At 32.5% G+C, this 21,724-nt stretch carries 16 protein-coding genes; 15 read left to right on the top strand and 1 reads right to left on the bottom strand.

The genetic code is table 11. The annotated features are described in order from the left end of the window. Positions 1 to 32: 32 nt before the first annotated feature. The 11 genes from topB (at position 33) to AAGG74_RS18215 (ending at position 12,771) form a co-directional block, all read left to right on the top strand. Positions 33 to 2,783, top strand: a complete 2,751-nt coding sequence (gene topB, locus AAGG74_RS18265; RefSeq protein WP_429676643.1) for a DNA topoisomerase III — start codon at positions 33 to 35, stop codon at positions 2,781 to 2,783. A 192-nt stretch (positions 2,784 to 2,975) separates the two neighbouring features. Then, entirely contained in the window at positions 2,976 to 4,202 is a 1,227-nt protein-coding gene (gene ftsZ / locus AAGG74_RS18260; protein ID WP_429676642.1) for a cell division protein FtsZ, read from the top strand. Positions 4,203 to 4,281: 79 nt separating this feature from the next. Beyond that, positions 4,282 to 4,959, top strand: a complete 678-nt coding sequence (locus AAGG74_RS18255; RefSeq protein WP_429676641.1) for a hypothetical protein — start codon at positions 4,282 to 4,284, stop codon at positions 4,957 to 4,959. Positions 4,960 to 5,080: 121 nt separating this feature from the next. Then, positions 5,081 to 6,202 (top strand): FtsW/RodA/SpoVE family cell cycle protein, encoded by a 1,122-nt coding sequence (locus AAGG74_RS18250; protein ID WP_429676640.1) that lies wholly within the window; start codon positions 5,081 to 5,083, stop codon positions 6,200 to 6,202. A gap of 166 nt (positions 6,203 to 6,368) precedes the next feature. Beyond that, on the top strand, positions 6,369 to 7,400 hold the full coding sequence (locus AAGG74_RS18245; protein WP_429676639.1) for a hypothetical protein: 1,032 nt from the start codon (positions 6,369 to 6,371) through the stop codon (positions 7,398 to 7,400). A 104-nt stretch (positions 7,401 to 7,504) separates the two neighbouring features. Continuing rightward, positions 7,505 to 8,218 (top strand): cell division ATP-binding protein FtsE, encoded by a 714-nt coding sequence (locus tag AAGG74_RS18240; RefSeq protein WP_429676638.1) that lies wholly within the window; start codon positions 7,505 to 7,507, stop codon positions 8,216 to 8,218. Beyond that, entirely contained in the window at positions 8,218 to 9,093 is an 876-nt protein-coding gene (locus AAGG74_RS18235; RefSeq protein WP_429676637.1) for a cell division protein FtsX, read from the top strand. Before AAGG74_RS18240 ends, AAGG74_RS18235 begins: the two co-directional genes overlap by 1 nt. A 244-nt stretch (positions 9,094 to 9,337) precedes the next feature. Further along, positions 9,338 to 10,687, top strand: coding sequence for a GGDEF domain-containing protein (locus AAGG74_RS18230; protein ID WP_429676636.1), 1,350 nt, complete (start codon positions 9,338 to 9,340; stop codon positions 10,685 to 10,687). Further along, entirely contained in the window at positions 10,684 to 11,505 is an 822-nt protein-coding gene (locus AAGG74_RS18225; RefSeq protein ID WP_429676635.1) for a TIM barrel protein, read from the top strand. Before AAGG74_RS18230 ends, AAGG74_RS18225 begins: the two co-directional genes overlap by 4 nt. 11 nt (positions 11,506 to 11,516) lie before the next feature. After that, positions 11,517 to 12,155, top strand: coding sequence for a hypothetical protein (locus tag AAGG74_RS18220; RefSeq protein ID WP_429676634.1), 639 nt, complete (start codon positions 11,517 to 11,519; stop codon positions 12,153 to 12,155). After that, positions 12,097 to 12,771 (top strand): tyrosine-type recombinase/integrase, encoded by a 675-nt coding sequence (locus AAGG74_RS18215; protein WP_429676633.1) that lies wholly within the window; start codon positions 12,097 to 12,099, stop codon positions 12,769 to 12,771. The genes AAGG74_RS18220 and AAGG74_RS18215 overlap by 59 nt, the downstream gene beginning before the upstream one ends. Before the next feature lie 58 nt (positions 12,772 to 12,829). On the opposite strand, the gene AAGG74_RS18210 is transcribed toward AAGG74_RS18215, so the two are convergent. Next, entirely contained in the window at positions 12,830 to 13,603 is a 774-nt protein-coding gene (locus tag AAGG74_RS18210) for a TIGR00266 family protein (RefSeq protein ID WP_429676632.1), read from the bottom strand. Between the two features lie 170 nt (positions 13,604 to 13,773). Here AAGG74_RS18210 and AAGG74_RS18205 point away from each other — a divergent pair, with 170 nt between their 5' ends. The 4 genes from AAGG74_RS18205 (at position 13,774) to rpoB (ending at position 21,688) form a co-directional block, all read left to right on the top strand. Beyond that, complete coding sequence (locus tag AAGG74_RS18205; RefSeq protein ID WP_429676631.1) at positions 13,774 to 14,484, top strand: tetratricopeptide repeat protein; 711 nt, start codon at positions 13,774 to 13,776, stop codon at positions 14,482 to 14,484. Positions 14,485 to 14,572: 88 nt separating this feature from the next. Further along, positions 14,573 to 16,417, top strand: coding sequence for a glycosyltransferase (locus tag AAGG74_RS18200; RefSeq protein WP_429676630.1), 1,845 nt, complete (start codon positions 14,573 to 14,575; stop codon positions 16,415 to 16,417). A 32-nt stretch (positions 16,418 to 16,449) separates the two neighbouring features. Then, positions 16,450 to 18,114: a ribonuclease J gene (locus tag AAGG74_RS18195; protein WP_429676629.1), complete on the top strand. Its 1,665-nt coding sequence runs from the start codon at positions 16,450 to 16,452 to the stop codon at positions 18,112 to 18,114. Positions 18,115 to 18,214: 100 nt separating this feature from the next. Continuing rightward, a complete protein-coding gene (gene rpoB, locus AAGG74_RS18190) occupies positions 18,215 to 21,688 on the top strand; it encodes a DNA-directed RNA polymerase subunit beta (RefSeq protein WP_429676628.1) in 3,474 nt (1,157 codons plus the stop codon). Positions 21,689 to 21,724: the final 36 nt, after the last annotated feature.

Genomic DNA, 21,724 nt, shown 5'->3' with positions numbered 1-21,724 from the left:
TTTTAGAAATAGATAGAGAGGGGTTGGTACAAATGAAATTAGTTATTGCTGAGAAACCGGATATGGCTAAAACATATGCGAATGCAATGAAACACACAGGGAAATTTGTTCGAGGTGAAGGTTGTTATAAGAATAATGAATATATAATTGTTTGGGCTTATGGCCATTTGGTAAATTCTAAAGAACCTGGAGATTATCCGAACGAATTCGGGGGATGGAATTGGGAAGCCATACCGTTTGTTCCTCCAATAGGGAAGCTAGAATATCATCTACCGATTAAAATTGAATTCGATAAGGTAAGAAAACAACAATTAAACAATATCAAAAAAATTTATAAACAAAATAAGTTTGAAGAAATTATAAATGGATGTGACCCAGGTAGAGAAGGTGATTTAATCGGAAACGAAATCATCGAAATTTTAGGTATGGAGGAGCCAGTAAAACGACTTTGGGTTCAATCACCAGTAGAAGAAGATATTAGATATGCTTTTGAAAACCTAAGAGATGAAGACTTTCTTGGACCTAGAAGGGATGCGTCTTATGCTAGACAATTTGCAGATTGGGTTTTAGGGAATAACTTAACAATAGCCTTTAGTGTAAAAGTTGGGAGAACTTTGCACGTTGGAAGAGTGCAGACTCCTACATTGAGTTTATTGGTAAATAGGAGGTTGGAAATTGAAAGTTTTAAACCAAAAGATTATTTCGAAATCAAAGCAACTTTCGGAGGTAAATATGAAGGCATATGGTTTAAAGATGCCAAAGGAAATACTAAAATAGATGTTAAACAAAATGCAGAAAATATAATTAATAAAATTGCAAACAAAACCGGAACGGTTGTTAGTAAAGATGTTGTTGAAACAAAAATAAATCCAAAGGAACTATTTGACCTTGCATCATTGCAAAGTGAAGCCAATAAAAAATTTGGATTCACAATGCAAAAAACGTTGGATATCGCTCAATTGCTCTATGATAAATATAAAGTATTGAGTTATCCTAGAACTGATTCAAAATACATTATGAGTTCACAAGTTGCTGAATTACCAAAACATCTTGAAGCAATTAACACACCTGAATATAAAGAATTTGTGAAATATATATACTCGAAAAATATACCTACTAGTAAAAAATTTGTTGATGATAAAAAAGTTACGGATCACTTTGCTTTAATACCAACTAAAAAAACAATAAATTGGAACGAAGTAACTGATGAATACGATAAAAAAGGAAACTTAATTGCATCTAAGGATGATATAAGAAATATTTACGATATGGTCGTCAGACGATTTTTAGCCGTGTTTTATCCAGAAGCTATATACGAGAAAACGGAAATAGTGACTAAGGTGGAAGATGAAACATTTAAAACGAATGGTAGGATATTAAAAGATCCTGGATGGGAAATTATTTACGGAAAAGATATCAATAAAGGCGAAGTAGAAAGCGATACTGAAAATAACAATGACAAAACATTACCACCTATTGAAAAAGGAGAGGAATATAAAACTGACACTGTAGACCTGCTATCCAAGCAGACAAAACCTAAGCCACATTATACTGAGGGAACACTCGGAACGGCAATGGAAAATGCTAAGGATTATTTAGAAGAAGATGAATTAAAAGAAGAAATGAAAGAATCAAAAGCAGGATTAGGAACGTCAGCAACGCGAGCTGCAATTATAGAAAATCTAATTAAACGAAAATATATAATTCGTAAGGGGAAGCAAGTGATTGCAAGCGATTTGGCGGTGAAGTTAATAGAAATTGCTCCTGATCGATTAAAATCGCCTGAAGTAACCGCTCAGTGGGAGAGAGAATTAAGATTAATTGAAGAAGAACAAATTAATAAAGATGATTTCAATACTAGAATAGTTGAGTTTGTCAGAGAAGAAATTAATGAATTAAGAAATAAAGAACTGACAGTAATTTTCGAAAGCGAAGAAAGTGAAAATACAGTGGGGATTTGCCCTAAGTGTAACCAACCTATAATTGAATTTAGTAAAGGTTTTGCTTGCAAAACAACTAATAGGGACTTTACTTGTTTTAGAGTTTGGAAAGGTATTTTAAATAAAACGATATCCAGAAATCAGTTGAACCAGATATTGAAAAAAGGAGAAACAAATTTAATAAAAAATTTCAAATCAAAATCTGGAAAAACGTTTGATGCGAAATTAAAACTAAAAGATGCGTATGATGGGTTGGAATTTGTATTTCCTCAAAAAGAAATGAAAGAACTTGATTTCACTTGTCCAAAATGTAGCGGGAAAGTTTATGATAGAGGGAGTTTTATTCATTGTGAAACTAATTCTAAGGAATCTCCTTGTTTTTCAATACCAAAGGAGTTCTTCGGGAAAAAACTTTCTCTAAAAGTGATTAAAGATTTAGCGCTTAAGGGGAGAACGGATTTAGTAGAAGGATTTAAGAGCAAGACTAAAAAAACAACTTATTCGGCTTATTTAATCTTCAAAAATGATAAAGTGAGTCTAGAATTTCCTGAAAGAAAACAAGTGGAGAAAAGAGAAACAGATATGAAATGCCCGTCTTGTGGTGGAGGCATAATTGAAATGGAAAAAAGGTACGGTTGTAGCAATTACTCAAGTACAGGGTGCAAGTTCACCGTTTGGAAAAACATTGGCGGTAAACAAATGACATTAGATCTAATTAAAGACGTTATAAACAAACAACAAACAGAAAAGTTAGATGGTTTTGTTAGTAAAGCAGGGAAAGCGTATTCTGCGAAACTGGTTTGGAATGAGAAGAAAAATACAATTGAACTATCCTTTGATTAATTATCAATAAAAAGATGAGAGAAATCTCATCTTTTTTATTTTTGTTTGTTTTTTTAAAAATATATATTGCATCTATTGTTTTTTAAGAATCGCAGAAAATATAATATCTTCGAAAATAATCAATGAGATTTTATGCAGACGTTGATTGTTGAAATATCAATAAATGATGGAATTCTAGGAGGTTAATTTTAGATGGCAAAAGAAAAAGAAAGAAATAATAAATCTGATAATGCTGTAATTAAAATCGTTGGTGTCGGTGGAGCTGGGTGTAATGCAGTTAACCGAATGATTGAAGATGAAATTTCCGGTGTTGAATATATTGTTATTAATACGGATAATCAAGTATTAGAAAATATGAAGGGTGCAAAAACTGTATTAATCGGGAGTAAAACAACTCGCGGTTTAGGTGCAGGTGCAAACCCAGAGATCGGAAAAAAAGCAGCGGAGGAAAATAGAGAAGATATTCGACAAGCTGTTGAAGGAGCGGATCTTGTTTTTGTTACAGCAGGAATGGGTGGAGGAACTGGAACTGGCGCAGCTTCTGTTGTTGCGCATATTTGCCGGGATTTAGATATTTTAACAATCGGTGTTGTTACACTACCATTTACTTTTGAAGGTCGAAAACGTATGCGTGTAGCGCAAAAAGGTAGAAAAGAGACTTTTAAAAATGTAGATACCTTAATTACTATTCCGAATGATAAAATTTTAGAATCTTTAGATGAAAATGAAAGATCACAAATTGGTGTTGAGGATGCATTTAGATTAGCTGATTCGGTATTAGCTAAATCCGCTGTGTCAATTTCTAATCTTGTAAATAAAACAGGACATATTAACTTGGATTATGCTGATTTCCGTACTGCTGTCAAAGTTGGGGGTTCTGCGCTTATGGGAACTGGTATGTCCAAAGGAGATCAAGCAGTTATTAAAGCGGCAAAACAAGCTATGACAAACCCTTTGCTTACCCACGGTATCACCGGTGCAAAAGCTATTATTATGAACTTCACAAGTAAAAGCAAACTATCATTTATGGATGTTCAAAAAGCTGCTATGGAAATTGAGCAACACGCTGATGAAGAAGCGGAAATTCTTTATGGACACGTTATTGTTGATGAAGATGATAAAGAATGGGAAGATGAGCGTGTTGAAGTTACTATCGTTGCGACAGGGTTTGAAGACGAATTGACGGAAACTGAAGCTCCTAAAATGATGAAAAATTCTTCAGTTGACATAAATCATCGTGCATCTAATGATCAAATGACGAATTCTGCTAGTGACATTGATTTAAAAGTGAATACTAGTACATACAAAGGGATTGAAACCGTTACGCAAAATAATGGTTACAATTCTTTCAAAGAAATAGAAGATGAATTAAAACAGGATATCGAAGTTCCATCATTCCTTAGAAGAAAAAGAGTTTAAATCTCAAAATTAAAAAAGGGGTTCACTCTCTAAATGAGAGTGAGCTGAATTAAGGAGGGAACCCTTCGGGGGAATTGTAATGAAAAATAAAAAAGAGCAAAGAATTAGTACTAGAATTTTGGAAGTGGAGTTTGAAACTTTCGGGATCCCTTTGAAAAGAGATAAATTTTATAGCCAAACTGAAGTAGACAGTTTTGTATCAGTTACTGCATCAGAAGTTGGGGACTTAGAAGACGATTATAAGAAATTGCTTCATCATTATACAATTCTTAAAGATAAAGATAGAAATCGCAGCCACAATAATGATAGTAATGTAGTTGAAAATACTTCTGCTGAAACAGAAACAACTATTGTAAGCCGTTCAAATAATCAAGTGTCTGAAAGAATGCTTAGTCATATTCAAGCGTTGCTTCAAGACGCGGAGCAAAGATCGTCCAAAATCGCTAAAGAGGCTGAAATTGAGAAAGGGGTAATTATATCAGACGCTAAAAAAGAAGCGGATAGAATTATCTATGAAGCTCAGAAAAAGGCTAAGGAAATAGTGTATGAGGCGACAGATCAGTCTGAAAAATTAAAATCGCAAGCTGAAGAAAAGATTAATGAAGTAAAGTTTTATCAAAAAGAACTTGAAGAAAAATCAGTAGAAGTGCAAACTGCATTGCTTATTAAAGCAAAAGAGTTAGATACTATGAAAGACAATATTTCGAAACTTAGTCAAGAAATTAAGAGCACCTTTGGGAATCAACAGTCAGCATAAGTCGTTAAAACGGATTTTACTTTTTTCAACTTCAACTATAAAAACCTCCTCTTACTAAAGATAATGAGGGGGGTTTTGTTTTTTTATAAGGAAATAAATTATGATAAGGAGGCAGATAGATTTGCAGAAGGTAAGATATCATCCGATTTTCACTCTACTGCTTATAACCCTTATGACGTTTGGGTTAATGATGATTTTTAGTGCTAGTTCTGTAAAATCATTGGAAGAAACGAATAATGCAAGTATGTATCTTTATTTTCGAAAGCAACTTATTAGTGATGTTGTTGGAGTGATTGTGGGGATAGTTGTAGCAATGTATCCTTATACGAAGTGGAGAAAGTGGATCGTATGGATTAATTTGGCTGTAATTGTTCTATTGGTTTTGGTGGGATTTACGCCACTTGGTCAAAGTATAAATGGAGCAAAACGTTGGTTAGCACTTGGGCCGTTATCATTTCAACCGTCAGAATTAGCTAAGTTGGTCATTATTATTACCGTATCTCATATATTGTCAGTGGCAAAGAGATTTAATAATTTAAATACAATAAGTACACTTTCAATAATTGGAGTATATGTGATCGGGATGGGTGCATTGATAGGGATTCCCGAAAACCACGCTTCAGTAGTTATGATTATCATAATGGTTGTTGGTACTATGTTGTTTTTTGCTGGCATCAATAGATTTTTATTCTTTGGAGGGATATTGTCTGGAGGATTAGTCGGTGCATTGATTATCTTAACATCTGAATTTCGACGGCAAAGGGTCCTTACATTCTTAGATCCTCTTGCAGATAAGCTTGGGGATGGATATCAGATAACACAAAATTGGTATGCACTTGGATCAGGAGAGTTATTCGGTATTGGGTTAGGACTTGGGCGACAAAAATTTGGATGGCTGCCTGAGAATCATACAGACTTCATTCTTGCTGTGATAGGTGAAGAGTTAGGATTTGTCGGAGTTTTGTTTTGTATTCTTCTAATTGTCGGGTTATATATCTTTGGAACCTCAATTGCTCTAAATGCAAAAGATGAATTTGGTACAATACTTGTTATGGGTGTGATTTTGTTAATTCTTTATCAAGCTGCGATGAATATGGCGGTTATTTCAGGGTTATTCCCAGTGACAGGCATTCCTCTTCCTTTTGTTAGTTTTGGAGGTACATCTAGTATTATGTTGTGTATGATGATGGGATGCGTATATAACGTATATTCTTATACAAAGAATAATGAAGAGTCTGAATGATGATATTCAGACTCTTTTTTGAATTTTTTTAAAAAAGACAATAACATATTTCGAATAAAAAAAGCAAAAAAAATTATTTTTTTCAAAAAAAATAATAGAAACACTAGATTTTTTATATTTTTTTTGCTAATAATAATAGTAGTCAAAACAAAAAGGACGGGAAAAAATGAAAAAAGATGAAATTTTAAAAGAAGTTATATTTCGTTATTTAAGAAACGAGCCAATAGCTGAAAAAGATATAGCTGAATATGATTATGATTTTTTCCGAACTGTTTTAAGAGAATTCGGAACTTGGAACAGAATGGAGATTGATTTTGGTTTTAAAGCGAAGCATAGAAAAGAGCGCGATAAATATTTTCTTTATATGATGATGAAAGAAAGAAAAAAACGTTTCGGTATAGAAGCATTAAAATACAAAAATATAGAGGATGAAATTAAAGAGAAAATTACTTATCACTTTAAAACGGTGAAAAATTTAACTCGAGATATTTTGGAAGGATGGAGTAAAGAAAAAGTTCTTTTCGAAGCACATACTTATCATTTAACAGGTGGAACCCCAGAGAATTTATCTGAAAATAAAACTCTTTATAAAAATATCATTGAATTCTTTGATTCAGAAGATAAATTCTATCAAGAATATGAAAAACATTTCTTTATTAATCCGTTAAAAATGCCTGTTGAACTTGGAGAAGCTCGGAAAATAGATGTGGCAGATAGCACCACTTTGGGTAGACAAATGCATAATGAAGTTAGAGAAAAAGATACTCAAAAAATAGATGAGACGGATAACGTTGGCTCTGATTTTAGTGCGCAAATGGCTAACGAAGTTGGTAAAACAGAAACTCCAAAAATTCAGGCAGTGAATAATACCGCTTTTGATTTGAACGAACAAATAAATAACGAAGTTGGAAAAAAAGATACTAAGAATGAACTGAGTAATACTGTTTCTTATGATTTGGATACACTTGTTGCATTTGGATTTATGGAACCAGAACAAGCTGAAATGGTCAAAAAAGCGGCTAAAATGCCTCTTAAGGATATTGTTTTTTTTATTATGCAGATGGATTATGGCGTTAGTAATGAAGCGCTCTCTAAGGAAAACGCTATTATGTGGCTAGCTATCAAAAAAAGGTTTGGAGATCTTGAAACAGCTAAAAAAGAAATATTGGGAGAGAATTATAATATAAAGCAAATCTAAAAAAAGGCAGATGACTTTTCATCTGCCTTTTTTTATTTGTATAAGGATTAAGAAATTGAATATCAAATGAATTAAATAGGTTTATCCGAAAGGGTGATTATTTAATGATTGAATATCGAAGTGTAGAAAAATTTTATCCGAATTCAAGAATTCACGCTATCAAAGATGCTAGTTTTAAGATAGAAAATGGAGAGTTCGTTTTCTTTATGGGCAAGAGCGGGGCGGGAAAAACAACTTTATTAAAAATGTTATATAAAGCTGAAAAACCAAGTGAAGGTACAATTATGATATTTGGTGGTAATATAAAAAAAATCAAAAAAACAACTTTAAGAAGAAATATAGGGGTTGTATTTCAAACATTTGAACTTTTGGAAAATAAAACCGCATTAGAAAATGTCTCTTATGTATTAGAATGCTATGGAATTAGTCCAAGAAAGTCTAAAAAAAAGGCTATTAAAACATTAGATATGATGGGTCTAAAAGGAAAAGAAAAACAATATCCTCACGAAATGTCTGGAGGAGAAAGGCAAAGAGTTGCGATAGCAAGAGCAATGATTAACGATCCACAAATACTAATTTGTGATGAGCCGACAGGTAACTTAGATGATGAAAACGCAAAAAATGTTATGCATTATCTAAAAGAGATTAATGAAAGAGGGACGACGATTTTGATGGCCACGCATAATAAAGAAATAGTAAGAGAAATGAAAAAAAGAATTATATATGTTCAAGATGGATACATAATTGATAAAACATATAAAAACAACGTAAGCCTTGCTGAATTTATTTCTAAGAGAGAGAAGAGTGAAATACAATAATGTGGGGATTGATACTATGGATTAAGGAAGCATTAAGAGGACTGTTTAGGAATTTTTTAATGAACTCCTTTGCATTACTATTGTCTATTGTTTGTTTTGCAATGTTAGCGTTTTTTACTACGATAGGTATAAATGCTAAATATATTTCAACAAACCAGGAAGAGAAGATAACTGTGGTTCTTTTATTAAAAGATGAAGTTAAAAATTATCAAGACATTTCTAATAAAATAAATGATTTAAAAGAAGTTAAATCATCTGTCTTTGTCAGTAAAGATGAGGCATTTGAAGAAATGAAACAATCTTTAGGAAAGCGAGAAAAAATGTTAACAGGTTTGGGGTTTAACCCGCTTCCCGCTTCATTTGAAATTAAATTAAACAATCCTAGAGATGTAGAAAGAGTTGTTAAACTATTAGACTCCTGGGGAATTGATAAAGACATAAAATATGGTCAAGAGTATTTGGATAATTTTTTTGAAGTTACTGATAAAATAACTCAATTGGCTTTTTGGGTTATTATTGTAATGTCTGTGGCAACTGGAGCTGTAATATATTCGTCTATTCGAATGAATATTTTGAATCGAAACAAAGAAATTGAAATAAAAGACTTGATTGGTGCTGGTTTATTTAATATTAGAATTCCATTTATTTTAGAAGCTGTTATTTTAACGTTAATATCGGCAACTATTGTTTTGGCAATTGTATATTTTACATACGATGAAATGATTTACAAAATGGTAAGTGGTATTCCTATAACAACGCTTATGAGTAAGGGAGCAATATTGAAAAATCTGTTGTATCCAATGTACTTTATGGCAATTGTTATTGGTGTTATTAGTAGTGTCATTTCCACACAAAGGTATTTAAAAAGACATTAAGTTCTTTCGCAGAGAAGACTTAATGTTTTTCTTTTTGGATAAAAAATAACTAAAAAAATAATAAAAAACTTATACTTTTTAAAAAAATATGTTAAAACATTGAAAACAAATTGACTTCAAGAAGTGAGGTGATTTAATGGAGAGGGCCTATCTATTCATAACGTCTGGTTACAGAGTGTTATTAACAATTATTATTATATCTTTAATCTGGTCTTTGAATTCCAGTGGAATAACGGAAAGTGGAATGATTAAGACAGCCTTACTAGGCGGTTATGCATTAGTGTTCTCTATTTTTGGGAACCAGAGACTTATATCTTATTTAGAATGGTTAGCTGTGTTAGGATTAATTGTTTTCTTACCTGGGATAACAATGGTCAACTTTCTTTTATTAATGCCATTTATTCAATTGATTTCAATTAAGGCCAAACAATATGATCTGTTATATTTAGCAATAACGATGATGATATTTCAATATTATAGAAATGATGGATTGATTGAAATTATTACTACAGGAGCTGCAATTTATGCTGCGGGATTTATTCTAAATATGAATTTCAAAAAAATTGATATTCTTGACAAAATGGTGAAAGAAGAAAAAACTGAAAACGAGATCTTAAGATATGATAACTCAGTGAAAAGAGATCAAATTGAAGTTGTATCGAAGTTGTTTATACATAAACAACATTTAGATGATATTAATGATATAAATTTGTTAGTTGATCAAATGATGAATTCGTCTATGGATTATTTCAATGCATACTATGTGACTCTCTATTATTATAAAGATGGATTGTATCACAAGTTGGGGGAAAAGGGAGGCAAAGGTAAATATGATGTGCCAGAAATATTGAATAAAGAGAAGGGAAATGAAATGTACTATGATAGACAACTTTTAAGGGTGCCGATTACTTATGAAAGAAGGCCGTGGGGGTCTTTAGCTATTTATGGAAAGAGGTCTAGATTAGGAGAAGATGGTCAAATTGTATTTTTCCCTTTTGAAGAATCTGATTTTGAAATCTTATCAATATATGTTGACTCAGTTATGGCGAGATTAAAAGAAATAAGAAGAAATGAAAAGTTAAAAAAGGCTGCTCTATTTGATAGACTCACTAATTTACCGAATAGGATGTATCTAGAAGGGGATTTATTTAAAGAAAAGGTTGAAATGATGAAAAAAGAAAGAAAAACATTTGCAGTTATGCTTTTAGATATTGATAAATTTAAAAGTTTTAATGACACTTTTGGACACGATGTAGGGGACGAAGTATTGAAAGTGGTTTCGAGAATTGCAAATGAAAGAATAGAAAGCTTCAACCAAAATGATGTTATTGGTAGATGGGGAGGAGAAGAATTTTTAGGATTTCTAACAGGTAACCCCGAAGAGTGTCTTGCCAAGGCTGAAGCAATTAGAGAGGAAGTTGAGAAATTCCCGTTTAAATATAGAAAGATAACTGTATCGATAGGCTTTGCATTTTTCGGAATTGATGGAAAAAATCTTAAAGATGTTTCTAAGAAAGCTGATATTGCTTTATACCATTCGAAAGAAAATGGTCGAAATCAAGTTACTGTTTATAAAAGGGGGATGGAACAATGAGAATAGGTTTCCATTTCCCTTTTTCAGGTGGTCTAATAAAACTAAAAGAGAGAATATCATCAAGCCGTGGGAACACGTTTCAAATATTTGCACGAGGGCTTAGAGGTGGAAGCCTACATCAATTAAACCAAAAAAACCTAAGTGAATTGAATAAATTTATTGATTATAAAAATATTAAACCTGTTATTATTCACGCCCCATATGTTTATAACTTAGCTAATTTAGAAAACTTAGATGAAGAAAGGGTATTGGAAGATCTCGAATATAGTAAACAGTTTCGTTCGCCTTATTATGTGATACATCCTGGATATTATACTAATCAACATCCGTTAGTTGCTATGGAGAATGTCAAATATCAATTGTGGGATATTCTAAATAGAACAGATTGGATGGGGCATATATTAGTTAAAAATATGAGAGGAGCAGGAACTGAAATAGCTGCTGATTTAAGAGAGTGGAGAGAGCTAATAACATACCACCCTCAAGTAAAAGGGGCTTTGGATTTATCAAGAGCATATATTGCCGGATACAATTTTTTAGGAGAAGAAAAGGCAGAAAGCTTTTATCGTGTAATAGAGGAATATATAGGGTGGGAAAATATTAAAGTGATTTATATAAATGATACAAACTTTAATTTAGGAACTAGAAGAGATGATAAATCTCCCCCTCCTCTTGGAGAAGGTACTATAGGTTTTAACGGTTATCACTATTTATTGAACAAACCAAAAGTGAAAGAGAAGATTTGGATCATAGAAAACTCTCCAGATGCATCATATTATTTAAGGACTTTGGATTTCTTATTACGATTTTACGATTAAAGGTGATAATAATGTTTAAAATCTTGTTAGGATTAGCACTTGGAATATTTGGTTTATATTATTCAAAAGATGTAGGGCTTTATGCAATTATATGTATGCTTGCAGCTACAGAATTATTAACAGTATTTAAAAAAGTGGAAGTTGGAAATCTCCCGATGATAGTAGGGATGTTTCTGTGCGAGGCTTATTTTCTTTATACTGGATCAGGAATCACTGAGTTAAATTATTTTTTGTATGTTTGTCTATATCTGTTCGTTCGTTTTAAAGGGAATAAGTGGTTTATTGACAATAATGTAAATGAGTATGTCTATTTAATTTTTACATTAAGTGTTCCAATATTTTTAGATTTCGTTACAAAACTAATGAATTTTGATATGGGAGTATTGCCTTTTATAACTATGTATTTAATCTTTTTGCGAATGACTGATGACATATTAAAATCAAGAATAGTAGTAATTCTATTCACATTAATTCAAATTGTATCAGCCTTTACCCTAGAAAAGTTTATGATACAGGATGATTTAAAAATGTATTTCGCTTTAGGATTAATTATTTGGACTATATTAAAGATAAAGGTAGTGGTTAATAAAAATGTTTCAAGAATATTTGATGAAAGAGTATTCTATAAAAGTGGCAAAGGGATATATTAAGGATTATTCAGACTTTGAAAGTTACTTGATGCAAACCAATAAAAATGTCGAAGAGACGACGGAGACTGATGTAAAAGAATATATACAATGGCTAAGAGATAAAGGTTTTTCAAATAAAACCATACCTAAAAAAATAAGTTTGCTTAGAAAATACTATAAGTGGCTTAGAAGAGAAGGAAAAATGATTCATAATCCTATGGATGATATTCAACAACCAAAAATTGTTGAGGAGAAAAGGGAAGTCACAGAAGAAGAACGTAAACACCTGAGAGAGATTGTTGAACAAAAAAACAGTATTAGAGACAAAGTAATTTTTAAATTGTTGATGGATGAAGGTATAAAACCTAATGAGATGATACAAATAACTTTTAAAGATTGTGATTTGGAAAAGAGAATGATACTCTTTGATAAAAAGAAAGTAGCAATAAATGAAGAGACTGCTGCGTTTATTGAGGAAATGAAAAGCAAGAAGAGTGAAGGATTTTTATTGACGAATCAACACGGACACCCATTAAAAGAATCTGGCATATATTTCGTTATAAAAAATTATTTGTCTGCAATGGAGAATATTAATATTAAGCCTATGGATCTTATGACAAAGAAATATACACAGTGAAAAAACTTGAGGATATCTATACCTCAAGTTTTTTATTGTGAAGACTTATGTTATATTCTTACGATTCTAAGAATCCCTCGATAGCGCCGCCAATTGGATTTCCTGATTCAGCTACAGAATTCGAAATTGTATTAACAAGTTTGTTAAAAGGTAGAGATTGTACCCATACTGTTCCAGGACCACTTAGGACTGTGTTGAATAATCCGTTGCCTGAAAATAAAACACTTTTAACACCTTTAATTCTTTGAATATCATAAGAAATATCTTTTGTCATAGCTACTAAAGCTCCTGTATCGACAATCAATCTTTCTCCGGGTGATAATTCTCTTTTAACTATAGAACCTCCGGCGTGAATAAAAGTCATCCCATCACCTTCTAATTTTTGGAGAATGAAGCCTTCTCCTCCAAAAAAACCTGCACCGATTTTTTTGTTGAATTCTAATCCAAGAGATACGCCTTTCGCAGCACAAAGAAAGGCATCTTTTTGACAGATAATTTTACCGCCATATTCTTGAAGATCTACGGGGATTATTTTCCCCGGATATGGAGCGGAAAAGGCGACAATTCTTTTTCCGTCTAATTCATTAGTATATGAAGTCATAAAAAGACTTTCTCCAGTAAACAGTCTTTTGCCCGCTCCTAAAAGTTTGCTGCCAAATCCTTTTTTCTGATGTTCTGATCCATCTCCAAATAATGTTTCCATTTTTATACCATCATCCATCATAAAAAAATTTCCGGCTTCTGATATTACTGTTTCTTGAGGATCTAAGGCAATTAAAACATATTGCATATCGTCCCCTAAAATTTTAAAGTCTATTTCGTGGCTATTCAAATGCATCCCTCCTAAATAAAAACCATTTGAAGTATAGGCGTATATGAACGAAAGTCAAATACGAAAATTAATACAAAAAAACAAAGGGAAATCCTTTACAAATTAATCAAAAAAAGTATGTTCGAGTTGAATGGAAATGTGCTTCGATTTGAAAGGGGAGAGCAGTTAGTATGAAGAAAATTTTTAAACTTTACCCCGATAATTTTTACGTAGTTAGAGCAAATGAAGCATTCGAGAAGGGGATGGATGAGATTGCGAATACAAATTATAAAAAGGCATATTCTTGTTTTAGGGACGCTATTGAGCTAAATCCCAATGAATCGAAATATTATTTCTTTGCTGGGTTATCCACATACTACTTCCAAGAAGAATTATCGACTGGCCTTTTTGGAAAAGCTGCGATGATGGATATTGAAAATGTAGATTATCAAATGTGGTATGGTATTAGTCTTTATCGAGACAAAAAGTTTCCTGAAGCGAAAAAAGTATTAGTTTATGCTTTTAGTTTGGATCCTAAAAATGAGAAAGTTGCACATTATTTAATGAAAACTTTTAACAGAATGGGTGAATACAAAAATGTTAAAGATATATTGGATAATAAAATAGGAAGAGAAAACGCTACTAGTGAGATGTTTTATGAGTTGGGATATTCGTATATGAAAGAAGTCGAGTATTCGAAAGCTAAAAAGATGCTCAAAAGCAGTATTGAAAGTGATCCGAAAAATATAATGTCTTATTACTTCCTCTCGAGAGTTTATTGTAAACTTGGGGAATTTGATGATGCGATAGATATTTTAAATTGTTTGGCTGAAAAAGTTGAAAGCGAGAAGGATCTTGTGAAAAGCCATATTGAAGGGATAGAAATGTTGAGATCGTTTTGAAAAGACTCGGAATATGCCGAGTCTTTTTGTTTTAAAAGAAAAAAGGTGTACAAGTTGTGTTGGCTAAAAAAAATAATGGAGGTGTAGTATGAACGTAACAGTTGCACTAATGGTGAAAAATGAACTATCTAACTTAATAGAAACAGTGCCATTCTTCAAAGAAAATTTTGAGGAAGTGGTGATTATAGATACGGGTTCCACAGATGGATCGATCGATTTTTTAAAAGAACAAAATATAAAATTCAAAGTCGCTAATTGGAATTATGACTTTGCTGAAATAAGAAATATGTTGATAGAAGAATCAACAGGAGATTATATATTGATGTTGGATGCAGACGAACGGATTGATGAGGAGTTTGTGTCAGAAATGAGAAAAGAACTTAAAATGCCTAAATCGGCGTATGAGGTTAAGATTATTAACATAACTGATTCAGGAAGCTTGAACGTTTCACATATTAATATTCGTTTATTCAAAAGGGACGGATTATTCTATTATGAGGGTAAAATACACGAACAATTAAAACACCCTCAAGGTTATATGCCAGCAAAATCAAAAATGATACTTAAACACTATGGGTACCAATCTGAAGTCGTAATGGCTAAAGATAAGCGTAGAAGAAATATGAGAATTATAAAAGATGAATTAAAGAGAAATCCTAATGATCCATTTCAAAATTTTAATTATTCTACGGAACTAATAGGAGCGAAAAAATACAATGAAGCCATATTACACTTAAAAATAGCAGCTAGAAATGGGCACCGAGCTTCTTATGAAGCTGAAATTTATAGAAATATAATCTTTTGTTTAATGGAAACCAAAAGAACAGAAGATGCTGAAACTGTTGCCAGAGAAGCGATTAAAAGATTTAAAAAAGATACAAGGTTTTATTTTGTGTTAGCTGGAATCTTGCAGAAACAAGGTAGATTAGAAGATGCTGAATATACAATGAAAATGGGTTTAGGGGCATTTTTATCAAACGGTAAAACAATCGATGGTACTGAAAATGTTTATTTGTTGTGGGAAATGCTTAAGATCTCTAAGAGGAAGAGAAAATTTGAAGATATAATAAAAATAACAGATATACTGAATAATTTGACAAATCAAAGTATAGATGTAATTGAAGAGGAACTAAAGGTTTTAATGCATAGCTACGAACAAGAAGAAGTATACGAATGGATAAAAGAAAAAGTTAAAGATCAAGAAAAGCAGGAAACACTATTCTTTGAATATCGCATTAAAAAAGGGATAAAAGAAATTCCTATGAATAGAATTATGAATTTGGAGAATCGAATTATAAAATTATGGGAGTCCAGTAGATACGAGAAAATAACTAAAGAAGTCCATAGTGCAGATATTGAGCAAAAATCCAAACTGTTAGCATATTTATTCTCGAATAACTTAGAAAGAAACAGAAAAGAAATTAATGATCTGGTATTAGAAAATAAAACTATTAGAGCTATAAACCAGTTTATAAATGGAAACGAAGTAAAGGCTTTGAATTATAATGGCGAAATCTTTGTAAATATAATTGAAGAGTTGATTAAACAAAAAAAATTAGAAGAATTCAGTAAAGTAATTCAAATGTTTCATTTTTTTGATAAAAAATACTGGAAACAAATAGCTAACTTATTAGATAACTATTATTTTGATGAAACTGCTATTACTTTGTATATACATTATCTGAACCATATTGAAACGGATTTTGATGTATGGGTAAAAGTGGCGGAATTATTATATGCACAACAAAACTGGGATGATTGTATGCTTCTTTCTGAAAAAGCAAGTCAATTAAATAAGAATAACTTTAGGCCACTTGAATTAATGATTCTTTCACTGGAACAAAAAAAGGATTATCATCTGGCAAAACAATTGATATCAGAACTGAAAAATCAAGTTAGTCACTCCCAATTTATAAAAAATAGAGAGAGATAAGAATAGAAAGGAGTGTGAAAAGCTGTTCTTTCTTGAAAAGAACAGCATTTTTTATGTTAGATAAAATTAGAATTATCCCACTTGGTGGGCTTGGAGAAGTAGGGAAAAATATGACGGTTATTGAGTATAACGACCAGATGTTTATTATCGATGCTGGGATCATTTTTCCGGATGAAGATATGTATGGAGTTGACGTTATTATTCCCGATTTTGAATATGTAAGAAAAAACAAACACAAAATTAAAGCTCTTTTTGTAACACACGGACACGAAGACCATATTGGGGGCCTTCCTTACTTTATGAAAGAATTTGCGAATGTTCCTGTTTATGCAACCAAATTAACTGCCGGGATGATTACAAATAAGCTCAAGTACCATAAAATCGATAGAACTGTAATTAAGGTTATCAAATCAGCAGATGAAGTTTTTAAGTTTGGGAAAGTAAGAGTTTCTTTTTTTAGAACCATACATAGCATTCCCGACAGTGTAGGTGTTGTTGTTGAAACGCCGATAGGTAACGTTGTGCATACAGGTGATTTTAAGATTGATTATCATCCTGTAGATAAAAAGTATATAGATTTTCAACGGCTAGGTGAGATAGGCAAACAAGGAGTAAAAGTTTTGTTGTCGGACAGCACTAACTCAGAAAAGGAAGGGGTATCAGTACCTGAAACCACGGTAGCAGTAAATTTAGAAAAGGAAATTTTTCAAGCGACTGGTAGAACTGTTGTTGCAACTTTTGCCTCTAGTTTGCACCGTGTAAATAGTATCGTGAAAATTTGTGAGAAGCTTAATAAAAAGCTTGTGATCGTTGGAAAGAGTATGGAAAAAAACATTAAGCTGGCTATTCAATTGGGACATATCAAAGCAAAAGAGGAAACTATTGTGTCCGCTAAGGAAGCGAATAAATATCCTAAAGAGAAGTTATTAATATTAGCTACTGGTGCACAAGGAGAAGTAACTGCTGCTGTTAATCGCCTTTCTCAAGATGAGCATAAAATTATAAAACTCGAAGAAAATGATACTGTGATATTTTCGTCAGGTGTAATACCTGGTAATGAAAAATCTGTAGGATCTTTAATTAATAACTTACTCAAAAAACAGGTAAATGTTGTTCAAAAGAAAGAAATTCATACATCAGGACACGGTTATCAAGAAGAGCAAAAGGTTCTTTTGAGTATACTTCGTCCAGAGTTTTTTATTCCTTGTCACGGGGAATATAGAATGCTTGTTAAACATAAAGAGACAGCAAAACAAGTGGGTATTAAGGAAAAAAATGTTTTTGTTATTGAAAATGGAAATGTTGTTGAAGTAACTAAAGATGGAGCTTCTATCTTAGAGGAGAAGGTTCAAGCTGGACCGGTTCTTGTTGATAACTCGGGGCTTGGCGATGTTAATGTAAATATAATGAGGGACAGGCGTAGGATGGCCGAACAGGGGTTAGTCGTTGTGTTCGCAAAAGTATTTACAAAAGAGAAAAGAGTTTCAGTAAAATTTGAATTAAAAGGTATAGCAGCCAGAGTAGATAAGAATCAACTGAATAAAGAATTAGCTGAAGCTGTGAAAAAAAGATTAAGTTCAGATAAAAAAGAAGGAACGTTACGAAGAGCGTTGATAGAAGATTTTATTGATGTATTTTATAAACATATAAAAAGAAGGCCCTTAATAGTTCCATATATAGACTTTGTTCGCGAATAAAAAAGGTAAAAACGAAAAAATAACAAATAAATAAATGTCAAAACGAAGCTAAAGGGTTTTACCTTTAGCTTCGTTTATTGAATATTAAGAGGTGAAATTAGTGAGTCGTATTCCGTTTGCAAATATAAAAGATTATATGGAATTACCGAGTTTAACTGGTCATCAAATAAACTCATTTAAAGATTTTATGGATAGAGGGATTAAGGAAGTATTAGAACAAATATTTCCAATTAAAGATAAAGATAATGATGGGATGTATGAATTACAACAACTAGGATATACAATTGAGCCGCCTACTAAAACCCCTAAAGAAGTGAGAGAAAAAAATGCTTCTTATACAGGGAAATTAATGGTTCGGCTCCGATTAATAAGTAAAGTTTTTAAAGGTGAAATTAAAGAATCAACTGTTTTTTTTGGTGAAATACCGTATATGACGGAAAGCGGTAAATTTATATATAACGGCAATGAACGTGCAGTTGTAACTCAAATTGTTAAATCTCCGGGCGTTTTCTTTGAATCGTCAATAAATGATCGGGGTAAAGTGTTATATAACGCTAGGATTCAACCAGATAGAGGTACTTGGCTTTATTTTGAAACAGACGCAAAAGACGTGGTTTGGGTTAAAGTAGATAAGAAAAGAAGGATGCTATTATCTGTATTTTTGAAGGCTTTAGGTATTGGAGACAACCAAGCCATTATAGATATGTTTGGAGACAATAAATATATTCGTGCAACTTTAGATAAGGATAAGACGGAAACTTACGAAGAGGCAATAACTGATTTTTATCAAAAAGTAAAACCGAGCGAAATACCTTCAATTGATAGAGCGAAAAATTTTATTGAAAATACACTGTTTGATCCTAAGCGATACGATCTTGAACGTGTAGGACGATACAAAATGAATCAAAAACTTAATTTGAGACAACGTGTATTAAAAAAGCCTCTTGGGGAAGATATCGGCAGATACAAAAGGGGGACAATTATAAATGATGAGATTTTAGAAGATCTAAATGTTACTAGATTAAAGGTAGAAAATAAAGATGGCGATATTATTGATGTTATGGGAAACGGAAAACCTGAAGGTAGATGCATTACCTTAGAAGATATCTATTCCTCAGTTAATTATCTCTTACATTTAGACGACAGCATAGGAGATATAGATGATATTGATCACTTAGCTAACCGTCATATTAGATTGGTTGGAAAGAGTTTGCAAACAGTTTTTCTACAAGGAATGAGAAGACAGGAGAAAAACATAAGAGACCAACTGATGTTGAATGCTAATAATGGAAAAAGAGAAATTGATGAGCTTACTCCTGAATCTCTTGTATACACAAGGCCTCTTGAAGGTAAGTTCAGAGAATTTTTAGGTAGTTCTCAACTATCTCAATATGTTGATCAGATTAATCCTTTAGGTGAACTTTCGAACATTAGAAGAACAAGCGCTATTGGTCCCGGAGGTTTTACAAAAGAACGTGCTGGGGTAGAAGTTAGGGATGTAAACTCAACTCACTATGGCCGGATTTGTCCAATCGAAACACCTGAAGGACAAAATGTAGGTCTTATAAACCAATTAAGTACATATGCACAAATAAATGATTATGGGTTTATTACATCCCCGTACAGAAAAATAGACACTAAGAAACAAGTAGCAACAGATCAAGTTCATTATTTGGCTGCTGATGATGAAGAGAAATATTATATTGCTGAATCTTCGGCATTAGATGAAAAAGGGAAGTTTAAAACGGATAAAATCAGAGTTCGGTATGGAAAAGAATATTTAACTGTAGATAAAAAGGAAGTTGACTATGTTGCAGTCTCAACTAAACAGCCTTTTGGTATAGGGGCAGTTAGTATCCCTTTTCTTGAAAATGATGATGCAAATCGTGCATTAATGGGAGCTAATATGCAACGACAAGGTGTGCCAACTATTAAACCTCAAGAACCGCTTATTGGTACAGGTATTGAAGCGAGAATAGCTCAAGATACTATGGCATCGATAATAGCTAAAGAAGATGGTGTCATCAAAGAAATAAAAAATGATCGAGTTATAATGCAAACAAAAAAAGGCGAGATCAAGGAATTCATCTTGAATAAATTTATGAGAACCAATGACAATACGTGTTGGAATCATTATGTTAGATGCTACGTGGGACAAAAAGTAAAAAAAGGTGATGTGCTAGCCGATTCAACTTCTTCTAATAATGGTGAGTTAGCAGTAGGACAGAATTTGTTAGTTGCATTTATGCCTATGGAAGGATATAACTTTGAAGATTCTATTGTGTTAAGTGAAAGATTGGTTAAAGAAGATGTCTTTACCGTTGTGATGCTTGAAGAATATAAAACAGAAGTAAGGTCTACCAGACTTGGTGCAGAAGAAATTACATTAGATATTCCTCAAACAGGTGAGAATCAGAAAAGAAATCTAGATGAAAATGGAATAGTGAAAATTGGTACATATGTTAAAGGTGGAGACATACTTGTTGGGAAAAGGACTCCTAAAGCTAAAGATGATAAAACTGCTGAAGGAAGATTGTTAGATGCAATCTTTATTGGTAAAACAGATGATTATCGAGACAACTCTTTAACGTTGAAAGAAAACAAAGAAGGGATTGTCATCGATATTGTTCGTAACACAATGAAAGATTCAGACCTAAAAAAAGGAATATTAGAAGAAGTGAAAGTTACGGTTGCGGAAATTCGCAAAATAGATGTGGGAGATAAAATGGCTGGAAGGCACGGTAACAAAGGAGTTATATCTTCGATAAGACGTATTGAAGATATGCCGCATTTAGCGGATGGAACACCTGTTGACATTGTTTTAAACCCACTTGGTGTACCTAGCCGTATGAATATCGGACAAGTTATGGAATTGCATTTAGGGATGGTTGCTAGAAAGCTTGGAGTTAAATTTGAAACTCCGGTTTTTGGAGGAGTAAACGCTCCCGAAGAAATAAAGAAATTATTAAAAGAAAACGATCTCCCTGAAGATGGAAAATTCCAATTGTACGATGGACGAACGGGTGAAAAATTCGAAAATAGAGTAAGCGTTGGTGTAATGTATATGCTTAAACTATCGCACCAAGTAAAGGATAAGCGTCACGCTAGAAGTATTGGTCCTTACAGTTTGGTCACTCAACAGCCATTGGGTGGTAAAGCTCAAAATGGCGGTCAGCGTTTTGGGGAAATGGAAGTTTGGGCGCTTGAAGCATATGGAGCAGCTAATACCTTACAAGAGATGATGACAACAAAATCAGATGATTTTATCGGTAGATCAAAAATGTATAAGAATATAGTTCACGGTTTTGAATTACCTGAATCTAATTTAACTGAAGGATTGAAACTATTACTATCCGAGATGAAAGCATTAGGTATGGATACAGATATTGTTACTGTTGATGGCCAAGAGTTATTAAAGCCTAAATATAAACCGGAACAAATAATGTTGGATGAAGATGAAGAAGAAGGATTACCGCTTGGAAATTCAGATGAAGAGGAAGACTTAGATAAAGTTGACTATGATTCGATTGAAGAAAACCGAGAAAATGAGGAAGAAGAGGAAGAAGAAAAATAATAAGCCGCCACAAGCGGCTTACTTTCCCTAAAATAG

Source organism: Bacillus mexicanus, assembly GCF_050445615.1.
GTDB lineage: Bacteria > Bacillota > Bacilli > Bacillales > Bacillaceae > Bacillus > Bacillus mexicanus.
This window is presented reverse-complemented; position numbering and strand designations above follow the sequence as displayed.